This window comes from Brevundimonas sp. EYE_349 (genome assembly GCF_023147505.1).
Lineage (GTDB): Bacteria > Pseudomonadota > Alphaproteobacteria > Caulobacterales > Caulobacteraceae > Brevundimonas.
Genome location: NZ_JAHXPB010000010.1, coordinates 102,264 through 121,054, shown reverse-complemented (window position 1 = coordinate 121,054; position 18,791 = coordinate 102,264). Strand labels below are relative to the sequence as shown.

Genomic DNA, 18,791 nt, shown 5'->3' with positions numbered 1-18,791 from the left:
CTCTTGGGGAAGAAGGGCTCCAGCCGAGCCATCTGCTCGTCCGTCAGCCAATACAGGTCGCTCATATCCAGACTCCTCAGGAGCCTGAATCAGATCGCACGCCTCACTTCAATGGGTCCTGAGCCTACATCACCGCCTTCTTCATGCCGCGCCAGGTCGGCGATCGGCCCGACGTGGTGCCGGAGGGAGCGGTCAACTTCGCCTTCATTGGCCAGTTCGCGGAATCCAGACAACGCGACTGCATCTTCACCACCGAATATTCGGTGCGTACGCCGATGGAGGCCGTTTATACGTTGATGAATGTCGAACGCGGCGTGCCGGAAGTGTTCAACTCCACCTATGACATTCGGACCCTGCTCGCCGCCATCACGCCTCTTCGGGATGGCGAAGGCATAGAAGTTCCCGGCCCCGCCTTCCTGCGCAAACTGCTGATGAAGAAGCTTGAAGGCACCGAGATTGCGAAACTGATCGAGGAGTTTCACCTGATATCGGAGTGAGCGAAGCGCGACGTCGTCGCGAAAGAAGGTGAAGAATGACCAACGACGATCGCCGCAGCGGCCCCGCCGCAGGCCGGCGACATCACCATCCTAAGGGGTCGGACGGCGCGACGCCGGCCGGCCCGCCCCTGCGCGATCCGGTCTGCGGCATGGCGGTCGATCCCGCGACCGCCGTTCATACGGAGCACGAGGGTCGGCGCTTCTTCTTCTGCTCGTCAGGCTGCAAGGCGAAGTTCGTTGCCGATCCGCACCGCTATGCGTCATCGGCCGGCCAGAACAACGCCTTGAGCGCCGATGACCGTCCGCATGCCCGCCCCCATCCGCACGGAAAACCTGCAAGCCGAAACACGGCGTCGGCATCCATGGACGTGATCTGGACCTGTCCGATGCATCCGGAAATTCGCCGCGACGCGCCGGGAAGCTGCCCGATCTGCGGCATGGCGCTGGAGCCTCTGGTCGCGACGGCGGACCTCGGCCTAAGTCCCGAGCTGGCCGACATGACGCGGCGGTTCTGGATCGGTCTGGCGCTGGCTCTTCCGGTCTTTCTGCTGGAAATGGGCGCTCACCTGGTCCCGGCGCTGCACCATCTCGTGCCGATGCGCGTCTCTGTCTGGATTCAGTTCGTCCTGGCGACGCCGGTGGTCCTCTGGGCGGGATGGCCGTTCTTCGAACGCGGCTGGGCCTCGCTGGCGAACCGCAATCTCAACATGTTCACCCTGATCGCCATGGGAACAGGCGTCGCCTGGGTTTACAGCGTCGTCGCGACCCTGGCGCCGCACCTCTTCCCCCGGGCCTTCCGCACCGCCGACGGCGCGGTCCCGGTCTATTTCGAGGCGGCCGCCGTCATCACGGTTCTGGTGCTGCTCGGCCAGGTGTTGGAGTTGCGCGCCCGCGAACAGACCTCCGGCGCGATCCGCGCTTTGCTCGACCTCGCACCGAAGACCGCGCGGAGGATCGGACGGGACGGTCGGGAGGAGGATGTGCCGATCGACGCCGTCGCCATCGGCGACAGGCTCAGGATCCGGCCCGGCGAAACCGTGCCGGTCGACGGGGTGGTCGAGGAGGGGCGCTCGTCGATCGACGAATCCATGGTGACCGGAGAATCCATGCCGGTCACCCGCACGGCCGGCCAGGCCGTGACCGGAGGCACGTTGAACCAGACGGGAGCGCTCATCATCCGCGCGGAAAAGGTCGGGCGCGACACCATGCTGGCCCGGATCGTCCAGATGGTGGCCGATGCGCAGCGGTCGCGTGCGCCGATCCAGCGCATGGCGGACAGGGTTTCGGGATGGTTCGTCCCGATCGTCATCGCCATCGCCCTGTCGGCGTTCACGGCATGGGCGATCTGGGGGCCGGAACCTCGCCTCGCCCATGGTCTGATCGCCGCCGTCTCCGTCCTGATCATCGCCTGTCCATGCGCCCTCGGGCTCGCGACGCCGATGTCGATCATGGTCGGCGTCGGCAAGGGCGCGGCCAGCGGCGTTCTGATCCGAAACGCCGAGGCGCTCGAACGGATGGAGACGGTCGACACCCTGGTGGTGGACAAGACCGGCACCCTGACCGAAGGCCGGCCGTCAGTGGTCCGGATCGTCGCCGCGCCCGGCTTCGGCGAGGAGCCCCTCCTGCGCTTCGCCGCCGGGGTGGAAAAGGCGTCGGAGCACCCGCTCGCCCGGGCGATCGTCGCCGCGGCCGAACAACGCCGCATTCCGATACCCGAGGTGTCCGACTTCGATTCGCCGATCGGCCAGGGGGCGACCGGTCTTGTGGACGGGCAGTTCGTCCTTCTCGGCGGCGCGGCCTTCCTTGCGGAACACGGCGTCGATACGGCCGCGCTCGCGCGGGAGGCGGACGCTCTGAGACGCGACGGCGCCAGCGCCATCTACATCGCCATCGACCGCGCGCTCGGCGGGGTCTTCGCCATCGCCGATCCGATCAAGGCCACGACGCCGGCGGCGCTGAAGGCCTTGCACGGCGAGGGCATCCGCATCGTCATGCTGACCGGCGACAATCGCACGACCGCCGAGGCGGTCGCCCGCGAGCTCGGCATCGACGACGTCGAGGCCGATGTGCTGCCCGACCAGAAGGCGGCGGTCGTCGCACGGTTGAGGGCTCAAGGCAGGGTGGTCGCCATGGCGGGCGACGGCGTCAACGACGCGCCCGCGCTCGCCGCCGCCGATGTCGGAATCGCCATGGGCTCGGGCACGGACGTGGCGATCGAAAGCGCCGGCGTGACACTGTTGAGGGGCGATCTGACCGGCATCGTCCGGGCGCGGCGCCTGTCGCGGGCGACCATGGCCAACATCCGGCAGAACCTGGCTTTCGCCTTCCTCTACAACGCCGCCGGCGTGCCGATCGCGGCGGGGGCGCTCTATCCGGTGTTCGGCCTGCTGCTGTCGCCGGTCATCGCCGCCGCGGCCATGGCTCTCTCGTCGGTCAGCGTGATCGGCAATGCGCTTCGGCTGCGGACCACGAGGATATGACGGACGCGGCTCTCGCCGGAGTGGAACGGCGAGGACCAAACACCTATCGTCAGCCAGACCGGTCGAAACGGTGCGGCGCTTGAGGATGGCAATGGACGTGTCGATGCAGATCATCCGGTCCGAACTGGCGCCCCTGGGACGGTTGCGCGTGGCGATCAATCTCGGCAATCCAGTCTTGGCGCAGAGGGCGGCGGACGGGGCTCTCGCCGGCGTGTCTGTCGATCTCGCCTGGGAGATCGCTGTGCGCCTCGGCGTGGAGATGGAGCTGTCGAACTTCGCCACGGCGGGGGCGGCGGTGGCGGCGCTTCAGGATCAGGCCTGCGATCTCGCCTTCCTCGCAATCGATCCGGATCGTCGCGCCGTCCTGGACTATACCGCGCCCTACGTCCGGATCGAAGCCTCCTATCTGGTTCCCTCCGAGTCCCGCTTCCGCTCCGTCCGCGACGTGGACGTCGCGGATGTGACGATCGCGTCGGGCCTGAACACCGCCTACGATCTCTTTCTCAACCGCTCGCTGAAACAGGCCCGACGGATTCATACGCCCTCCTCCCAGGCGGCCGTCGCCCTCTTCCTGGAGGGCGGCGCAGACGTCTGCGCCGGTGTGCGCCAGACGCTCGAGGCGGCGGCGCACGACCGGGCCGGCGTCCGCCTGCTCCCGGACAGTTTCCAGGCCATCGAGCAGGCCGTCGCCCTCCCCCGCGAGCGGCCTCACGGGCGCGGTTTCCTGGAGGCGCTTCTCAAAGATCTGGTCGCCTCCGGCTTCGTCGCCCGAAGGCTGGTCGCCAGCGGACAGGACGCCGCCCTCGCGATCGGTCCGGGACGCCCGGCGCCGGTCTAGGCGGCGGCGGGCGATCATTCCCCGCCGTGGCTCACGCTCCGGTCGAGGGCGCTCCGGACGGCCGGGTGAAGCGCCACCACGCCACGCCGCCGTAAAGGAGGATGAGGCCCAGGAGGTTGAGAACCTCCCGCCCCTGTTCGACGAGGCCGGCCCCCATCTGGTTCACCCCGACCATGAGATGGATTCCGGGCGTCGTGGGCAGCAGTCGGGCGAGGAAGGCGAGCCAGGTCGGCGTCGCCTCCGCGGGCCAGGACAGTCCAGCGAGAAAGAAGATGACCAGGGAGGTGCCCATGAGCAGTTGCAGGGGCCGCTCGCGGGTGCGGAAGACGCTCGCAAGGGCGAGCGCCGCTGCAACCGTCGCCGCCACGAAGAGGCTGCCGGCCACGATCAGCGTTCCGGGCGCGGCGGCGGCCCGTGGATAGTCTTGGAACCAGAAGACGAAGCCGGCGTAGTAGGCGACGTCGATCCAGCCGATGACGAAGAAGGCGAGCGCGACGCCGAGGAGACGACGGGACGCAAACCGAAGCCGGCCCCCCTCGCCACGCAGGGTGGCCGCCAGCATCGCCAGTCCCATCAGCAGCGTCTGATGAATGATGAGGAAGCCGACGCCCGGAAAGACGGTGCTGCCGTATCCTTCGCGGGTGTTGAACAGCGGGCGCGCGATCACCGACAGGGCCGGCGGCGCCGGCGCGCCCTGCGCCATCGCCTGATCGACGGCGGCCTCGCCCGCCTCGGCCGTGATCGCCGCGCCTATGCCGGCCAGCGCCGTGCTGCTGCGCAGCAGATAGGCGCCGTTGCCATAGAGGGCCACCGTCCCTTGCCCGCCGGTCAGGATGCGACGTTCGAACCCCGCAGGCACGACGACGATCGCCCCCGCCCCTCTCGTCCGCAACCAGTCGTCCGCCGCCTCGGGCGACGGCAGGCGGGCGACGAGATCCGCCTGCTGCAGACCCGAGAGCTTGTGCACCAGCGAACGGCTGGCCCCGGTGTTGTCCAGATCCACCACGGCGACCGGGATCCGGACGGCGACCTCGCCGGAATAGGCGGAAGGGTAGAAGAAGGAATAGAGGATCGTCGACACCACGATCAGCATGAAGGCCGACCGGTCGGCGAGGACCGCGCGAAACGTCGCGATGAAGGCCCGGCCGATCAACGTCGCCCCCAGACATCGGGTTTGCGGGAGGCGGCCAGATATTGCGGCAGGCCCAGCCCGAACCCCACGACCGCGAAGGTCATCAGGATCAGCAGCAGGTTGACCGACATCGCCGCGGGCGCGCCCATCATCCATTGTTCGGCGACGAGACGGGCGAAGGTGGTGTAGGGCAGAAGCGCGCTCCAGACGCGCGCGAAGGCCGAAGCGGATTCGATTGGAAAGACGGCCCCGGCGAAGGCGAAGGAGGCGCCCGCATAGAGGGCGGTCATGGACAGCGCCTGCCCCATGGACAGCGTCAGGCCGACGATCAGCGTGGCCATACCCGCATAAGCGAGATAGAGGCCGACATAGCCCGCCAGGAGCAGGCCGACGCTGCCTTCAACCGGCCAGCCGCGAAACGCCGCGAGATAGATGGTCGCCAGGGCGCCCCAGACGAGAAAGATCGCCACATAGGGCGCGATCTTGCCCACGACCGCCGCAGCGGCCTCGCGCGGCGGCCCGGCCAGCCAGCCGCCGATCGTCCCGTCTCGCAGTTCGCGTCCCAGGGCGCTGACGACCGCCACCATGAACAGCAGATGCAGCAAGGCCGGGTGGATCAGGGCGACCAGTTGCAGCTCGTAGCTGGCCTGGGGATTGTAGAGGATGCGGCTCTGGACCTGGATCGGCGCCGGCCGCACCCGGCCCGGGCCGAGGATCGCCGCGCTCTGTTGCGCGGCCAGGGTCCGGGCCTGGCTCTGGATCACGGCGCCGACCTCGCGCAGCACTGACCCCGAGGGCGTGGAGTAGCTGGCGTTGTAGAAGACCAGCACCCTGCCCGCCTCGCCGCGCAGCACCGCGCGTTCGAGCCCTTGCGGCAGCATGACGATCGCATAGGCGCGGTTGGACCGCACCACGCTCTCGGCCTCGGCCATATCCTTGGGGCGGGCCGCCACGTGCAGGCCGGGCGAGGCGTCCAGACGACGAACCAGATCGCGAGCGACGCTTCCGCCGTCGGCGTCGACGACGGCGACCGGCAGATCGCGCATAACCCCCGCCGACATCTGCACGGCGACGAGGGCGAGAAGCGCCAGCGGTAGCCAGACGACGAGGAACAGATCCCAGAAGCTCCCGCGCAGAAAGGCGATCTCGCGTCGGGCGCCGGCGAGAAACGCCGCGATCATTGCGGCCAGTCGAACAGGACGGTCATGCCCGGCCGCAGCCCGTCGACGCGCGAGACCGGTGCGACGCGCACCTCGAAACTCTTGACGTCGAAGCCGCTCGACTGCCGGGTCGCACGCCAGGTCGCGAAATCTCCGGCGGGAGCGATGAAGGTCACCCGGAACCGGGCCGTGCGGTTCTCCAGAGCGGGAATACGACCCGTCAGAGTCTGTCCGCGTCGAATCCCGCTGAACTGATCCTCGCGCAGGGTGAGCGTCACCCAGGGATGCTCTATGTCCGTGAGCATGAAGACCGGGAACCCCTGCGGGACCAGTTCGCCGGGCTGGGCGAGCCGCCGGCCGACCTCGCCGGACGACGGCGCCAGCACCCGGGTTTCGCGCTCCGCCGCCTCGACCTCAGCCACGGCGCCGCGCGCCTGCCGCACCTGTCCCCCGGCCGCCTGGCGATCCTGTCGGCGCGCCCCGGCCAGCGCCAGGTCATACTGGGCGCGAGCGGCGCGGGCGGCCTCCGTCGAGGCCACCGCATTGGCCCGGCTCTCGTCGCGCTTCTGCCCCGCGATCACGCCCTGGTCGTACATCTCCTGGGTGCGGGCATAGGTCGTCTGGGCCAGATCCGCCGCCGCCTGCGCGCGCCGCCATTGCGCTTCCGCGGCCCGGATATCCTCCGGACGCGCGCCTTCGTCGGCCTTGTCGGCCGTGGCCTCGGCGGCGACGAGGGCGCCGCCCGCCTGTTCCGAGCGGGCCGCGACCTCGGGACTGTCGAGGGTGTAGAGCAGTTGGCCGGCCCGGACCGGCTGCCCCTCCTCCACATGGAAGTCGGCGATCCGGCCCGTCACCTTGCTGGTGATCCGAAGCTCCCGCGCATCCACCATCCCCTGAAGCTGATCGGGAACGGGCCGATAGCTGAGCCAGAGGCCGACGCCGAGCCCCGCCACGATCAGCGCCCCGATGCCGAGGGGCAGCAGTTTTCGGCGCCGTCGAGACGGTCCGGCGTCGCCCCGTTCCCCGCCCGGCTCCGTGTTCGGCGTCGGCGTGTCCTGGGTGTCGGTCATGGCGCGATCCTTTCGCCCTGGTCGATATAGTCGGGCATGTCCTCGATCCGGCCGCTGACATGAAGAAGGCGGGCGAGCGCGACCACGAAGTCATGGGCGGCCTGGGCGCGCTGGATCCGCGCGCGTCCGACGCCGAGTTGGGCGTCGATGACGTCGAGCGAGGTGGTTTGCTGCACCTGGTAGCCGACCATCTGGACGCGCAGGTTCTCCTCGGCGGCGACGATGGCGCTGTCGGTTCTCTGGAACCGCCGCCGGGCCGCTTCCGCGTCGTTCCAGGATCGGGTCACGCCGATCTCGATCTGGCTTTGCGCCTCGCGCAGCCCCGCCTGGGCCTGAGCGACCTTCTCGCGCGCGGCGCGGACGTTCTGCGAGCGATCGACGCCGGAGAAGAGGGTGTAACGGAGACCGACCCCCACGGACCAGTCCGGATCGGTCAACAAGGTGTCCCGACGATCAAAGTTGTACTGGGCGAAGCCATAGACCGTCGGCAGAAGCTCGGCGCGCTGGGCGGTAACACCGGCTTCCGCCTGGTCTTCCAGGGCCTGGAGCCGCTCCAGCTGCGGGTGGGCGCGATAGGCGGCTTGCAGATAGGTTTCCAGCGGCTCGAGCGGCCGGAGAAGCACGAAGAGAGACGTAGCCGGATCGATCCCCGACGGCGCCCTCAAGGTCCCAGAGAGCGCCGTGTCCGCGCTGGCCAGATTGGCTTCGGCCGTCTCCAGTTCGCGCGCCGCGTCGTCACGCGCCACCTCCACCTGCAGGCGCTGGGCGCGACTGATGAACCCTCCGCGCTCCAGAATCGTCGCATCGGCCAGGTGGCGTTCGAGGCCCGCCAGGACGTCGCGGCGGACGTCCCGAACCCGGGTGAGCAACTGTTGCCCGAAATAGAGTTCGGTCATCTGCAACAGGGCGTTATCGACGACGATCTGGCGCTCAGCCCGGGACTGGCCGAGTTGAGCCTCAGCGGCCGCTTGGGCGGCCGGAATCCGGCCGCCGGAATAAAGCGGGACGGTGGCGGTGACGATCGGCCGCGTGCTGTCGCGTTCCATCTGGAACTGCAACGGATCGCTGATGGCGTAGTCCTGAGCGACATCCGCCAAGGGCCCCAGCGGCAGATAGAGGGTCTTTTGATACCGCATCATCTGGCCCTCGAACTCCACCGTGGGCAGCCGCAGCGTCCTTACGGCGTTTTCCTGGGCTTCCCGGCTGCGGACATCGGCGTCCGACGCCTCGATGGCGTCCGAGCGTTGCAGGAGCCTGGCCTGCGCGTCGCGATAGGTCAGGGGCAAAGGACCAACGGTCTGGAGGCCGGAGGTTTCGGCGTCAGAGATCTGGGCCTTGGATGCGGGAGCGTAGGCGGCCGCACAGGTCGACGAGATCAGCAGGACCAGCAGGATGGAAGGTCGCAAGGTCATGAGCGAGGTTCTCCTTGGCCGACCGTAGCGTTGACATCGATCCACCTCAATACATACCTGTATCGAATGATTCAGAAGACTGCTCTCTTGAGCCCAAGGCCTGTCCGGAGCCGTCCCACGCGTGCCCAGACGCGCGAGCGTATCCTCAACGGCGCCCTGGAAGCCTTCGCCGAACGCGGTTTCCAGGGGGCGACACAGGAGGACATTTGCGATCGGGTCGGATTGAGCCGGGGCGCGTACAACTCCAATTTCCGGTCCCAGGAGGAGCTGTTTTTCGCCATCTACGATCGGACGATCGAACGGCTGGAACGGCATCTCGAGATCTCGATTGCGTCGGCCCTGTCCAGACCGGGACCCGCGGCGGAGAACTTCGTCAGGGCGTTCATCGCCGACTACGCCTTCGACCGCAGTTGGTATCTGCTGCAGGCGGATTTCGGTCTGCACGCCCTACGAAACCCTGCGGTGGCGAGCCATTACGCCGCGCGGCAGAATCGCATCCTCTCGGTTATCGAAGAGGCTGTCGGCCGTGTCTGGAGGGGAATCGAGCCGAGCCGCCCCCACGCGTCTTCCCGCGTCGCTCGCCTCATTCTGGCGGTCCACGAAGGCGCCATGTTCCAGCGCCTACTGGAACCGTCCACAATAAAGGACGGCGAATTGTTGACCCTCCTCGCCGATCTTCTGTTCTCGAAATCCGCGATCAACTCATGAACAGTCCCGGCGACCGGTCCTCAGGGACGTGAGCCGATCACGCACAATGCCGGCCTATTCTAAAGAACCTGAGAGTTCACCTACACCACGCTCGCTGCGGTGCGCCCGGCGTTGACGTCGATTGTGGCGCCGGTGATATAGCGTCCACCCGGCCCGACTAGGTGTTTGGTCCCAGGCTTTGATGGTGTGATCCTTTCGTTGGAATGGAAGGAAGCCATATGGGCCAGGTTCGTCACGGGAGCGCCACGACCACGCACGCCGTCCGAGCAGCAATACAGCGATCGCAGGCTTCGCTCGCGACGCTGAGCCGGGAGTTGGGGATCAACCCCAAGACGGTGGCGAAGTGGCGTAAGCGGACCTCGGTCGAGGATCGCAAGACCGGGCCGAAGGAGCCGCGCTCGACGGTTCTGACGGAAGCCGAGGAAGCGATGGTCGTCGCGTTCCGGCGGCACACGCTGCTGCCGCTGGACGACTGCCTCTACGCCCTGCAGCCGTCCATCCCGCACCTGACGCGCTCAGCGTTGCACCGCTGCTTGCAGCGACACGGCATCTCACGCCTGCCGGATGTCGAAGGCGACAAGCCGAAGCGGCAGCGTTTCAAGCGTTACCCGATCGGCTTCTTTCATGTTGATATCGCCGAGCTGCAGACGGCCGAGGGCAGGCTCTATCTGTTCGTCGCCATTGATCGCACCAGCAAGTTCGCTGTCACCCAGCTGGTCGACAAGGCCGACAGACGAACCGCCTGGGAGTTCCTCGAACAGTTGTTGGAGGCCGTGCCGTACAAGATCCACACGATCCTGACCGACAACGGCATCCAGTTCGCCGAGCAGCCTCGCAACCGCAACACCGCCTTCTCGCGACAGATGCGCTTCGACATGATCTGCGAAGCCAACGACATCGAGCACCGGCTGACCAAGCCGAACCATCCGTGGACCAATGGCCAGGTCGAGCGGATGAACCGCACCATCAAGGACGCCACCGTCAAACGCTTCCACTACGACAGCCACGACGAACTGCGTACGCACCTCGCCGACTTTATGGCCGCCTACAACTTCGCCCGAAGGCTCAAGACCCTCAACGGTCTCACGCCTTACGAATACATCGCCAGAATCTGGACGTCAGAGCCTGACCGGTTCATCGTCAATCCGATCCACCAGATGCCTGGACTGAACACCTAGTGCCGCTACACGTCATCGACGAGGTGGTGGAGCGGATCACCAACCAGACTATCACCGCCTATGAGTATGACCCGGCGACCGCATCCTTGGTCCAGCACGCGGATGGAGTCGGTCAGTCCTGAGGGTCTTCGGGCATAGCCAGGCGTCGACCGAGGTCGCGCATAGTTTTACGCGACGGACGCGGAAGCTTGGCCTTCAAAGCCTCCAGTTCCTTCGCCTCATCCCGCGTCAGCGGGTGATCGTGATCCACCAAGATTCTGCGGATCGCACGCGCGACGTCAGCGGCGACCGCATCGTCGTCTTCGTCCAAAGGAGGACGGCTCACGAGGGTTCTCGGGTTGGTGACAGCATCTGGCGCAAGTTTAGCACGAGAGGACTAGTAGGGCACGTTCGACGCCGCGCGCCGCAGCAGCGCCTGCACAGCGGCCTCCTTGGTGGGCCAGGTGCCGCAGTCGATGCCGTTCAGGGAACCGACGAACTGGAGGCGGTCTCCGGCCGTCACGCGCCGGACGCCGAAAAGCTGACGGCCACGACGGAAGTGGATATAATGGGGGCGGCTGCGCATGGGCGAACTCCGTTGATCACCCTCCAGCGCTGAAGGCCGCCCAGCGCCTTATCAACCGCCCGAAAACATCTACGTCACCACCCCTTTTAGACGCCGATTGACATTCCTATCATTTGAACACTCATAGTGTCCTAATATGAAGATTGTCAAACATGTTGGTTTGACATTCGGCATATTGGAACACCGCGAGCGTCTTACTACGCTCAAAGTCAAACCATGGCTCCGGATTGATATCGGCCCGTGGACCCGAGTTCAGGCCTTGGGACTGAAACGCTCACCGATCCGCTCTGCAAGCGCGCGAACAGGATCGTCGCTCAGATGGGCATACCGTTCCGTGGCGCGACTGTTGGCGTGTCCCAGCGCCTTGCCGATCATCGGGAGGCTGGCCCCGTCGGCTAGGGCGAAGCTTGCGAAACTGTGGCGCAGGTCGTGGATGCGGACGCCTTCCAGCTTGGCTTTGGGGAGCACCTTGTCCCGCCAGATCTTGGACTCGGAGGTCGCATATCCGTTGTCGCCCTTGGCGGCCGGGAAGACGAATTGGCTTCGACCGCGGGTCTTGTAGAGACGGTGCAGGATTCCGAAGGCCATGTCGTTGAGCGAGATCCGACGATCCCCCGTGCGGCCACCGGCCTTGGTGCGGCTCGGCGGCAGCACGAGCCGACGCCGATCAAAATCGACCTCCGTCCAGCGCAGGCCCGCGATCTCGTTGCGCCTTGCGCCCGTCAGAAGCAGAAGCCGATAGACAGCGCCCTGCCGTTCGGAGATCGTCGCACCCGCTTCCAGGGCGTCCAGCGCTGCGATCAAATCCTGAGCCTGGGACTCGGACAGGAAGCGCTCGACCGCCGGCCTAATCTTGCGTTCGACTTTGGCGCAGGGGTTCGGGCCGGCGAAATGGCCCTTGTCGATCGCCCAGTTGAAGGTCGCCCGCAGGGTGGAATAGGTCCGGTCAGCGATGCCTGCCCCGCCCTTTACGATGGATCGACCACGAAGTTTGGTCTTCACATCCTTGGCGGTCTTCCCGGCCGTGATCGATCGGATCATCCCGGTGATGTGGTCGCGAGTGACCGTATCAAGCGCCATCTTCCCGAGCAGGGGCACGACGTGGCGCTCGAGGTTCGTCCGGTCCATGGCCCATGACGAATCCCGTTTGGTCGGTTTGTCGTCCGGCCCCCTCTCCAGATAGAGCTCAACCAAGCCTTTGACGGTAAGGCCCTCGATGCGCCTGCGGGCTTCGCCGGGATCGATGCCGCGCCGTGCGTCGACCACCACCGATGCGGCCTCCTTGCGAGCGCGGTCCGCGGTGAGCTTGTCCGGACCGTCCCCATGCTCGCCAAGCGTCAGCCAGCGTTGGATCCCGCGGACCCGGTACTTGATGGCGAAGATTCTTCGGACCGGCTTGGCTGCATGGCCCTGTCGGGTCTCGGTCCCTGGATAGATCCGAAGGCAGAAGCCTGCGATCTCGCTGTCCCAGATTCGACCCTCGCCGGTCTCCGGAACGGGCGCGCTCTCAACCACGCGCTTGGTGAGTTTTTGCTTCGTCATGGCGATAGAAATATACGCTCATTTCCGAGCCACCGCTACCACTCCGCTACCAACTCAAGTGAAACCGGCCGAAACGCTCCGCAACCGGATAAACAAGAAACTCTATGCAAAACAACATACAAAGCTGATTTTTGGAACGTCCTGAAAAGCCCGGAAATGCTGATCCCCAACATTGCCAAGGTTGGGGTCGGGCGTTCGAATCGCCTCGCCCGCTCCATGTCGGGACGCAAATAAAAACGGGTCTGGCCAGTCGGTCAGGCCCGTTTTTGCGTTTGGCCCGCACGCGATGACGACGGAGACGGGCGTGGCGGTTCTGAGATTGGTGCTGGGCGACCAGCTGTCGGACGATCTGAGCGCGCTGGACGGGCTGGACCCGGCCGCCGACACCCTTCTGATGGCCGAGGTGCGCGACGAGGCGACCTATGTCCGCCACCACAAGCAGAAGATCGCCCTGATCTTCGCCGCCATGCGAAACCACGCCGAGCGTCTGAGGGCCAGGGGGCTGACGGTGCGATACGTCGCCATCGACGATCCCGACAACACCGGCTCCATCACCGGCGAACTGGCCCGCGCGCTGGACGGCGGGAGTTTCGACGCCGTGGCCATGACCGAATGCGGCGAGTGGCGGCTGGCCGAGCATCTGGCCGCCTTCGCCCGAGGGGCGGGGCTGCCGGTCGAAATCCGGCCCGACAGCCGCTTCCTCTGCTCACACGACAGGTTCCGGCGCTGGGCCTCGGGCAAGTCGCAGCTGCGGATGGAGTTCTTCTATCGCGAGATGCGCCGGGCGACCGGGCTTCTGATGAACGGCGATCGGCCTGAGGGCGGGCGCTGGAACTATGACGCCGAGAACCGCAAAAAGCTGGCGCGCGGTGTGACGCCGCCCGACCGTCTGCGCACCCCGCCCAACGCCGTGGCGCGCCAGGCGATGGCGGATGTGGAGCGGCTGTTTCCCGACCATTTCGGCGCGCTGGACGGCTTCGGCTGGCCCACCACGGTCGAGGAGGCGCAGACGGTTCTGAACGACTTCCTGCGCACCGTCCTGCCCGGCTTCGGCGACTGGCAGGATGCGATGGCGGAGGGCCAGCCGTGGATGTGGCACGGGCTCATCTCGACCTCGATCAACCTGGGCCTGCTGGACCCCCTGGACGTTTGTAGCCGAGCGGAAGGCGTCTATCGCGCGGGCGCCGCGCCGCTGAACGCTGTGGAGGGCTTCATCCGTCAAATCCTGGGGTGGCGCGAGTTCGTGCGCGGCGTCTACTGGCTGAAGGCGCCGGAATATCGGGTGCGGAACTTCCTGGACGCGGATCGCGAACTGCCTTGGTTCTACTGGTCGGGCGAGACGGACATGGCCTGCGTCGCCGATGTGGTGAAGACCACGCGCGACAACGCCTACGCCCACCATATCCAGCGGCTGATGGTGGCGGGCAACCTGGCCCTGCTGCTGGGGGTGCATCCCGACGCCGTCGACGACTGGTATCTGTGCGTCTACGCCGACGCCTACGAATGGGTGGAGATGCCCAATACGCGGGGCATGGCCCTGTTCGCGGACGGCGGGATCGTGGGGTCCAAACCCTATGCGGCGTCCGGCGCCTATATCGACCGGATGAGCGACTATTGCGGGGTCTGCCGCTATGACGTGAAGAGCAAGAGCGGCGACGCCGCCTGTCCGTTCAACCGGCTGTACTGGGGCTTTCTCGAGCGCAACCGCCACCGGCTGCGCGACAATATCCGCTTGGCCATGCCCTACAAGGCGCTGGACGGCTTCGGCGAGGCCAAGCGCGCGGCCCTGGCGGCCGAGGCGGAGGCCTGCCGCACCCTGCTGGGCGCGACGCCGATCGGGTGAGATCGGAACCTGGACCGGGGGGACGGGATTTGCTTGGCTGTTGCGCCAACCGTCCAAGAGGCCGTCTCGTGTTCCTGCCCCGTCGTTCCGCTCTGATCCTGACCGCCGCCGTGGCGGCCTCGGCCCTGTCGGCCTGCGCCTATAACGAGGCGTTGGGGCGCAATCAGTTTCTGCTGGTGGACAATGCCGCCCTGTCGCAGCAGTCGACGCAGGCGTGGCGCGAGGCCATCGCCAAGCCCGGCGTGATGACCACGGGCGCCCAGGTGGACCGGATCCGGCGCGTGGGCGACCGGCTGGTGCAGGCGGCGGGTCTGGGGAACCGGACCTGGGACTATGCGGTCTTCACCGAGGCCAGCCCCAACGCCTTCGTCCTGCCGTCAGGCCAGATCGGGGTGACGACCAGCCTGCTGTCCCTGGTCCAGAACGACGATCAGCTGGCCAGCGTGATCGGTCATGAAATCGGCCACGTCGTCGCCAACCACGCCGCAGAACGGGCGTCCAGCCAGACCGCCACCAGCATCGGCCTGGCGGCGGTCGGGGGCGCGGCGGGACGCTATGGCGATGCGGTCAACGCCTATGGCGGGCTGGCGGCGCAGTATGGTCTGCTGCTGCCCTATTCGCGTCGGGACGAGTTGGAGGCGGACCGGCTGGGCGTCGATTATATGGCCGGGGCGGGGTTCCGGCCCTCGCAGGCCGTGGCCCTGTGGCGGCTGATGGCGGCGCAGCGACAGACCCAGACGCCGCAGTTCGCCTCGACCCATCCGTCGGACGCGACCCGGATCGAGATGCTGCAGCAATATATCGCCAGCCGCGGCTGGAACTGATCAGACGCGGATGTCGAGGTAGGAGCCGGGACGCAGGATGCGCGGCTCCTCGCGCTGAGGTGCTGCAGGCGGCGCCTCCACCGGGCGCGCCGGGTTGGCGGTGCGGATCGCGGACATGACGGCGGCGGCAGGTGTCGGGGCCGGGGCTGGGGCGGGCTGAGGCGCGGAGGCCTGGCTCATGGCGGCGCGGAAGAAGGCCGCCTGGGCGTTTCGCGCGCTGGGCAGATCGAGGCCCTGGGCGGGCGTGTTCAACGGCAGATCGGGGCGAATCGCGCTCATGCCGACATGGTTAACGCATAGGGTCGAAAAAGGGTTAACGCAGCCTCATCGCCGGGTCGGCGCGGGGCGCGCGGGAGCCTGCATGGAGGCGACCAGCCTGTCGATGTCGGCGTCGTCCAGCAGGGGGCCGGACTGTTTGGCGGTGATGCGGCCCAGGGCGTCGACGGCGAAGGTCTCGGGCACGCCGGAAATGCCAAGGTCCAGACCCGCGCGGCCCTCCCGGTCCACCAGAACCATCGCATAGGGATCGCCCATCTCGTCCAGGAAGGCGCGGGTGGCGACCGGCTCGTCCTTGTAGGCGACGCCGACGACGGCGACGCCTCGCGCCTTCAGCGCCAGAAGCTTGGGATGTTCGATTCGGCAGGGGGCGCACCAGGAGGCGAAAACATTGACCAGCATGGGCTTGCCCACCCCGGCGGTCCTCAGGTCCAGGTTGCCCGGACCTGCCTGATCGCCCGACAGCAGGGGCAGGACGGTCTCAGGCACGGCTTGGCCGACCAGGGCGTCGGGCTTGAAGGCGGGGTCGCGCTTCAGCGACCAGCCGATGAACAGGACCGCCAGCGCCGCCAGCACCGCCAGCGGGATCAGGGCCAGCCAGCGGTTCACGGGCGAAGCCCTGTTTCTTTTGGCCCTATCGCGCTTGGCGCTACTTGAGGGCGAGCCGCCTCATCGGCGGCTATATCCAGGCTTTGGAGTTCGCGCTTCCATTTGCGCGAGGCGGTCACGGCGCGGACGGTCAGGGCGCTCAGGACCAGGGCGCTGATCCCCCAGGCGGGCCAGACGAAGGCGGCGTAGGGGGCCATGTCGAGGTCGAGCATCGGTTAAGCCTCCTGGGCCAGACGGGCGCGCAGGGTCATGACGCGGCGGCGGCGAATCTCGGTGCGGATCGCCGTCAGCCACAGGGCCAGGAACAGCACCCCATAGGCCGCCAGCATGGTCAGGAAGGGCGGCAGATAGACGGGATCGAGGCCCGACGATCCGGGGGTCAGGAAGCTGGCGGGCTGATGCAGGGTGTTCCACCAGTCGACCGAAAACTTCACGATCGGCAGGTTGATCAGGCCGACCAGACCGAGGACGGCCGCGGCGCGGCCGGCCTTATGCTCGTCATCGATGGAGGCCCTCAGCGCCATATAGCCGAGGTAGAAGAGGAACAGCACCAGAACGCTGGTCAGTCGGGCATCCCACACCCACCAGGTTCCCCACATCGGCTGGCCCCACAGTGAGCCGGTAATCAGGGCCAGCGCCGTGAAGGCCGCGCCCGGCAGGGCGGCGGCGCGAGCGGCGGCGTCGGCCAGGGCGTGCCGAAAGACCAGGGCGAAAAAGCTGGACACGCCCAGGGCCGCATAGGCGCCCAGGCCGAGGGTCGCGGCGGGGACGTGGACGAACATGATCCGCACCGTGTCGCCCTGCTGATAATCGGCCGGGACGGAGAAGCTGAGCCAGGCGCCGACGCCCAGCAGCACGGCGGCGAGCCCCCACAGGACGGGTGTCAAAGGGCCGGTGAAGGCCATGAAGCGCTGCGGATTGGACAGGCCGAACATCGGTTCAGCGCTTACGCGGCGAAGGGACGACGGGCAAGCTCACCCTTGCGCGTTCCGAACGGCGGCCGCCCCTGCGAAGGGCGCGACGACGGCGGCGAACAGGACGTAGGCGCAGAGCAGGGCGAGGGCCGGTCCGACAGACTGGCCCGAAGCCGCGCGTTCCAGCGCTCCGGCGCCGAAGACGACCGGCGGGATGAACAGCGGCAGGACCACCACGGCGATCAGCAGGCCGCCGCGCCTGGCGCCCAGGGCGAGGGCGGCGCCCAGGGCCCCGGTGAAGGCGAAGCCTGCTCCTCCGATCAGAGCGGTCAGGGCGACGAGCGGCGTCAGCGACACGGGCAGGCCAAGGGCCAGGGCGGCGACGGGGGCGGTCAGGGCCAGGGGCAGGCCGACCGCGATCCATTGGGCCAGGGCCTTGGTCAACACGACCTGCTCCAGCGCCAGATGGCCGAGCGCGAGCAGGTCCAGCGCACCGTCCTCCAGATCGCGCTCGAACAGCCGCTCCAGCGACAGAAGGGAGGCCAAGGCCAGGGCCAACCAGGCGACGCCGCCCGCGACAGGGCCGAGGGTGCGCGGATCGCCGCCGGCCGCAAGCGGCAGGATGGCGGTCAGACAGGCGAAGAAGCCGCAGGCCAGGAGCGGCCCGCCGCCCCCGCCCCAGGCCAGGTCCAGTTCGCGTTCCAGCAGGACGCGGGTTGCGCCCCGCAGGCCGGGCGGGCGGGGTTCGTGATCGTCGGTCGGGCGGCTCATGCCAGCCCCCCCAGGTCCAGGCTGCGCGAGGGCAGGGGCAGGGGGTCGTGGACGGCGGCGACGATCAGACCGTCGGCGTCCAGGTGGCGCTGCATCTGTTCGGCGAAGGCCGTGCGCCAGCGGGCGTCCAGCGGCGCCATGGGCTCGTCCAGCAGCCACAGGGCGCGCGGCGATCCGACCAGGCGGCCCATGGCCAGACGGCGGCGCTGGCCGGCGGACAGGCGGCGGACCTCGAGGTCCAGCAGGGGCGAAAGGCCGAACGCCTGCGCGGCGTGATCGACGCCGTACTGGGTGTGGCCCAGCCAGTCGCACTGGAAGCCCAGTTCCTGGCGCGCCGTGCGCCCCCCTTTCAGCCCGTCCAGATGGCCGAGAAAATGGGTCTCGCGGCCTCGCGCCTGTCGCTCGTCCAGCGAATTGCCGTCGCCGTCGTGGAAGGCGACGGTTCCGGCGTCGGGGCGCAGCAGGCCGGCGATGGCGCGAAGCAGGCTGGTCTTTCCCGCCCCGTTGGCGCCCGTCAGGGCCAGCACTTCGCCGGCGCGCAGGGTGAGATCGAGCCCGTGGAACAGCCGCCGCTCGCCGCGCGAGACGGTCAGGCCGGAAAGGGTGAGGGTGTGGATCATGGCGGGCCCTTCCTCCTCGCGCCGGGAAGGGTGGTCGCGCAGCGACCGGGTGGGGGCGACCCGGCAGGGGCGCACTCCCAGACGCGAGGCGGATCGGCCATGCGGCGGGCCGCCGCCCCCATCCGACCTCGCTGGGCTCCGCCACCCTCCGTGGCGCGGGGAGGGTGGCGGAGGCGCGCGAATCTGCGAACCTTTCTCAATGTCCTCGTCGTGGGTGTGGACACATGGACGGTCGGTTCAGGCGGGGCTATAGGCACGGTCGCCGCAGCAGGCTTTCGCCGCGCGCGCAGGGGCCCTGTGAGCCGCTGCGTCTGTCGCGCGAAGGCGCAACCGGATTGTCGGGCGGCGCTGA

The 18,791-nt window shown here is 67.7% G+C and carries 19 protein-coding genes and 1 pseudogene; 8 read left to right on the top strand and 12 right to left on the bottom strand.

Annotated elements, in window-relative coordinates:
• Nucleotides 1-125: 125 nt before the first annotated feature.
• The 3 genes and pseudogenes from KZX42_RS16030 to KZX42_RS16020 all read left to right on the top strand — a co-directional run.
• Nucleotides 126-497 (top strand): annotated as a pseudogene (locus tag KZX42_RS16030) (oleate hydratase); the annotation flags it as partial.
• A gap of 35 nt (nucleotides 498-532) precedes the next feature.
• The gene (locus KZX42_RS16025) at nucleotides 533-2,977 is read left to right on the top strand and encodes a heavy metal translocating P-type ATPase (RefSeq protein WP_017505079.1); all 2,445 of its coding nucleotides are present in this window, start codon (nucleotides 533-535) and stop codon (nucleotides 2,975-2,977) included.
• 103 nt (nucleotides 2,978-3,080) lie between these two features.
• Complete coding sequence (locus KZX42_RS16020) at nucleotides 3,081-3,815, top strand: transporter substrate-binding domain-containing protein (RefSeq protein ID WP_248120991.1); 735 nt, start codon at nucleotides 3,081-3,083, stop codon at nucleotides 3,813-3,815.
• A 31-nt stretch (nucleotides 3,816-3,846) separates the two neighbouring features.
• Here KZX42_RS16020 and KZX42_RS16015 read toward each other — a convergent pair whose 3' ends face one another.
• From KZX42_RS16015 to KZX42_RS16000, 4 genes are read right to left on the bottom strand one after another with little or no spacing between them, the layout of a single operon-like run.
• Complete coding sequence (locus KZX42_RS16015) at nucleotides 3,847-4,968, bottom strand: ABC transporter permease (RefSeq protein WP_017505077.1); 1,122 nt, start codon at nucleotides 4,966-4,968, stop codon at nucleotides 3,847-3,849.
• A complete protein-coding gene (locus tag KZX42_RS16010) occupies nucleotides 4,965-6,128 on the bottom strand; it encodes an ABC transporter permease (RefSeq protein WP_003166883.1) in 1,164 nt (387 codons plus the stop codon). Before KZX42_RS16010 ends, KZX42_RS16015 begins: the two co-directional genes overlap by 4 nt.
• Nucleotides 6,125-7,177 carry an efflux RND transporter periplasmic adaptor subunit gene (locus KZX42_RS16005; protein ID WP_017505076.1) on the bottom strand — a complete coding sequence of 351 codons (1,053 nt, stop codon included), beginning with the start codon at nucleotides 7,175-7,177 and terminating at the stop codon, nucleotides 6,125-6,127. Before KZX42_RS16005 ends, KZX42_RS16010 begins: the two co-directional genes overlap by 4 nt.
• Nucleotides 7,174-8,589, bottom strand: coding sequence for a TolC family protein (locus KZX42_RS16000; protein WP_248120989.1), 1,416 nt, complete (start codon nucleotides 8,587-8,589; stop codon nucleotides 7,174-7,176). The genes KZX42_RS16005 and KZX42_RS16000 overlap by 4 nt, the downstream gene beginning before the upstream one ends.
• 66 nt (nucleotides 8,590-8,655) lie before the next feature.
• On the opposite strand from KZX42_RS16000, the gene KZX42_RS15995 reads away from it, so the two are divergent.
• From KZX42_RS15995 to KZX42_RS17275, 3 genes are all read left to right on the top strand, one after another.
• Nucleotides 8,656-9,297 carry a TetR/AcrR family transcriptional regulator gene (locus tag KZX42_RS15995; protein WP_138140894.1) on the top strand — a complete coding sequence of 214 codons (642 nt, stop codon included), beginning with the start codon at nucleotides 8,656-8,658 and terminating at the stop codon, nucleotides 9,295-9,297.
• A 218-nt stretch (nucleotides 9,298-9,515) separates the two neighbouring features.
• Nucleotides 9,516-10,475 carry an IS481 family transposase gene (locus KZX42_RS15990; protein WP_003168747.1) on the top strand — a complete coding sequence of 320 codons (960 nt, stop codon included), beginning with the start codon at nucleotides 9,516-9,518 and terminating at the stop codon, nucleotides 10,473-10,475.
• Nucleotides 10,475-10,597, top strand: a complete 123-nt coding sequence (locus KZX42_RS17275; RefSeq protein WP_003168748.1) for a hypothetical protein — start codon at nucleotides 10,475-10,477, stop codon at nucleotides 10,595-10,597. The genes KZX42_RS15990 and KZX42_RS17275 overlap by 1 nt, the downstream gene beginning before the upstream one ends.
• A gap of 254 nt (nucleotides 10,598-10,851) precedes the next feature.
• Here KZX42_RS17275 and KZX42_RS15985 read toward each other — a convergent pair whose 3' ends face one another.
• Together KZX42_RS15985 and KZX42_RS15980 are read right to left on the bottom strand one after the other, a co-directional pair.
• Complete coding sequence (locus KZX42_RS15985) at nucleotides 10,852-11,040, bottom strand: hypothetical protein (protein ID WP_003168750.1); 189 nt, start codon at nucleotides 11,038-11,040, stop codon at nucleotides 10,852-10,854.
• Nucleotides 11,041-11,292: 252 nt separating this feature from the next.
• Nucleotides 11,293-12,582, bottom strand: coding sequence for a site-specific integrase (locus KZX42_RS15980; RefSeq protein ID WP_201099695.1), 1,290 nt, complete (start codon nucleotides 12,580-12,582; stop codon nucleotides 11,293-11,295).
• 304 nt (nucleotides 12,583-12,886) lie between these two features.
• Between KZX42_RS15980 and KZX42_RS15975 the strand changes: the two genes are divergently transcribed.
• Both KZX42_RS15975 and KZX42_RS15970 read left to right on the top strand, forming a co-directional pair.
• The gene (locus KZX42_RS15975) at nucleotides 12,887-14,425 is read left to right on the top strand and encodes a cryptochrome/photolyase family protein (protein WP_248120987.1); all 1,539 of its coding nucleotides are present in this window, start codon (nucleotides 12,887-12,889) and stop codon (nucleotides 14,423-14,425) included.
• A 68-nt stretch (nucleotides 14,426-14,493) separates the two neighbouring features.
• Entirely contained in the window at nucleotides 14,494-15,249 is a 756-nt protein-coding gene (locus KZX42_RS15970) for a M48 family metallopeptidase (RefSeq protein WP_248120985.1), read from the top strand.
• Here the strand turns inward: KZX42_RS15970 and KZX42_RS15965 are convergent, their stop codons facing one another.
• From KZX42_RS15965 to ccmA, 6 genes are read right to left on the bottom strand one after another with little or no spacing between them, the layout of a single operon-like run.
• A complete protein-coding gene (locus KZX42_RS15965) occupies nucleotides 15,250-15,528 on the bottom strand; it encodes a hypothetical protein (protein ID WP_248120984.1) in 279 nt (92 codons plus the stop codon).
• A 45-nt stretch (nucleotides 15,529-15,573) separates the two neighbouring features.
• The gene (locus KZX42_RS15960; RefSeq protein WP_248120982.1) at nucleotides 15,574-16,134 is read right to left on the bottom strand and encodes a DsbE family thiol:disulfide interchange protein; all 561 of its coding nucleotides are present in this window, start codon (nucleotides 16,132-16,134) and stop codon (nucleotides 15,574-15,576) included.
• Nucleotides 16,131-16,346 carry a heme exporter protein CcmD gene (ccmD, locus tag KZX42_RS15955; protein ID WP_248120980.1) on the bottom strand — a complete coding sequence of 72 codons (216 nt, stop codon included), beginning with the start codon at nucleotides 16,344-16,346 and terminating at the stop codon, nucleotides 16,131-16,133. Before ccmD ends, KZX42_RS15960 begins: the two co-directional genes overlap by 4 nt.
• Before the next feature lie 3 nt (nucleotides 16,347-16,349).
• Nucleotides 16,350-17,069 carry a heme ABC transporter permease gene (locus KZX42_RS15950; protein ID WP_248120979.1) on the bottom strand — a complete coding sequence of 240 codons (720 nt, stop codon included), beginning with the start codon at nucleotides 17,067-17,069 and terminating at the stop codon, nucleotides 16,350-16,352.
• 39 nt (nucleotides 17,070-17,108) lie between these two features.
• Nucleotides 17,109-17,819, bottom strand: coding sequence for a heme exporter protein CcmB (gene ccmB / locus KZX42_RS15945; RefSeq protein ID WP_248120978.1), 711 nt, complete (start codon nucleotides 17,817-17,819; stop codon nucleotides 17,109-17,111).
• On the bottom strand, nucleotides 17,816-18,439 hold the full coding sequence (ccmA, locus tag KZX42_RS15940) for a heme ABC exporter ATP-binding protein CcmA (RefSeq protein ID WP_248120976.1): 624 nt from the start codon (nucleotides 18,437-18,439) through the stop codon (nucleotides 17,816-17,818). Before ccmA ends, ccmB begins: the two co-directional genes overlap by 4 nt.
• Nucleotides 18,440-18,791 lie beyond the last annotated feature (352 nt).

What these genes read in the sequence shown, in the direction of transcription:
- KZX42_RS16000 (WP_248120989.1), bottom strand. Translation starts at nt 8,589, where the DNA reads ATGACCTTGCGACCTTCCATCCTGCTGGTCCTGCTGATCTCGTCGACC.
- KZX42_RS16020 (WP_248120991.1), top strand. Translation starts at nt 3,081, where the DNA reads ATGCAGATCATCCGGTCCGAACTGGCGCCCCTGGGACGGTTGCGCGTG.
- ccmD (WP_248120980.1), bottom strand. Translation starts at nt 16,346, where the DNA reads ATGCTCGACCTCGACATGGCCCCCTACGCCGCCTTCGTCTGGCCCGCC.
- KZX42_RS15985 (WP_003168750.1), bottom strand. Translation starts at nt 11,040, where the DNA reads ATGCGCAGCCGCCCCCATTATATCCACTTCCGTCGTGGCCGTCAGCTT.
- KZX42_RS15980 (WP_201099695.1), bottom strand. Translation starts at nt 12,582, where the DNA reads ATGACGAAGCAAAAACTCACCAAGCGCGTGGTTGAGAGCGCGCCCGTT.
- KZX42_RS15950 (WP_248120979.1), bottom strand. Translation starts at nt 17,069, where the DNA reads ATGTTCGGCCTGTCCAATCCGCAGCGCTTCATGGCCTTCACCGGCCCT.
- ccmB (WP_248120978.1), bottom strand. Translation starts at nt 17,819, where the DNA reads ATGAGCCGCCCGACCGACGATCACGAACCCCGCCCGCCCGGCCTGCGG.
- KZX42_RS16005 (WP_017505076.1), bottom strand. Translation starts at nt 7,177, where the DNA reads ATGACCGACACCCAGGACACGCCGACGCCGAACACGGAGCCGGGCGGG.
- KZX42_RS16025 (WP_017505079.1), top strand. Translation starts at nt 533, where the DNA reads ATGACCAACGACGATCGCCGCAGCGGCCCCGCCGCAGGCCGGCGACAT.
- ccmA (WP_248120976.1), bottom strand. Translation starts at nt 18,439, where the DNA reads ATGATCCACACCCTCACCCTTTCCGGCCTGACCGTCTCGCGCGGCGAG.
- KZX42_RS15990 (WP_003168747.1), top strand. Translation starts at nt 9,516, where the DNA reads ATGGGCCAGGTTCGTCACGGGAGCGCCACGACCACGCACGCCGTCCGA.
- KZX42_RS15995 (WP_138140894.1), top strand. Translation starts at nt 8,656, where the DNA reads ATGATTCAGAAGACTGCTCTCTTGAGCCCAAGGCCTGTCCGGAGCCGT.
- KZX42_RS15965 (WP_248120984.1), bottom strand. Translation starts at nt 15,528, where the DNA reads ATGAGCGCGATTCGCCCCGATCTGCCGTTGAACACGCCCGCCCAGGGC.
- KZX42_RS16010 (WP_003166883.1), bottom strand. Translation starts at nt 6,128, where the DNA reads ATGATCGCGGCGTTTCTCGCCGGCGCCCGACGCGAGATCGCCTTTCTG.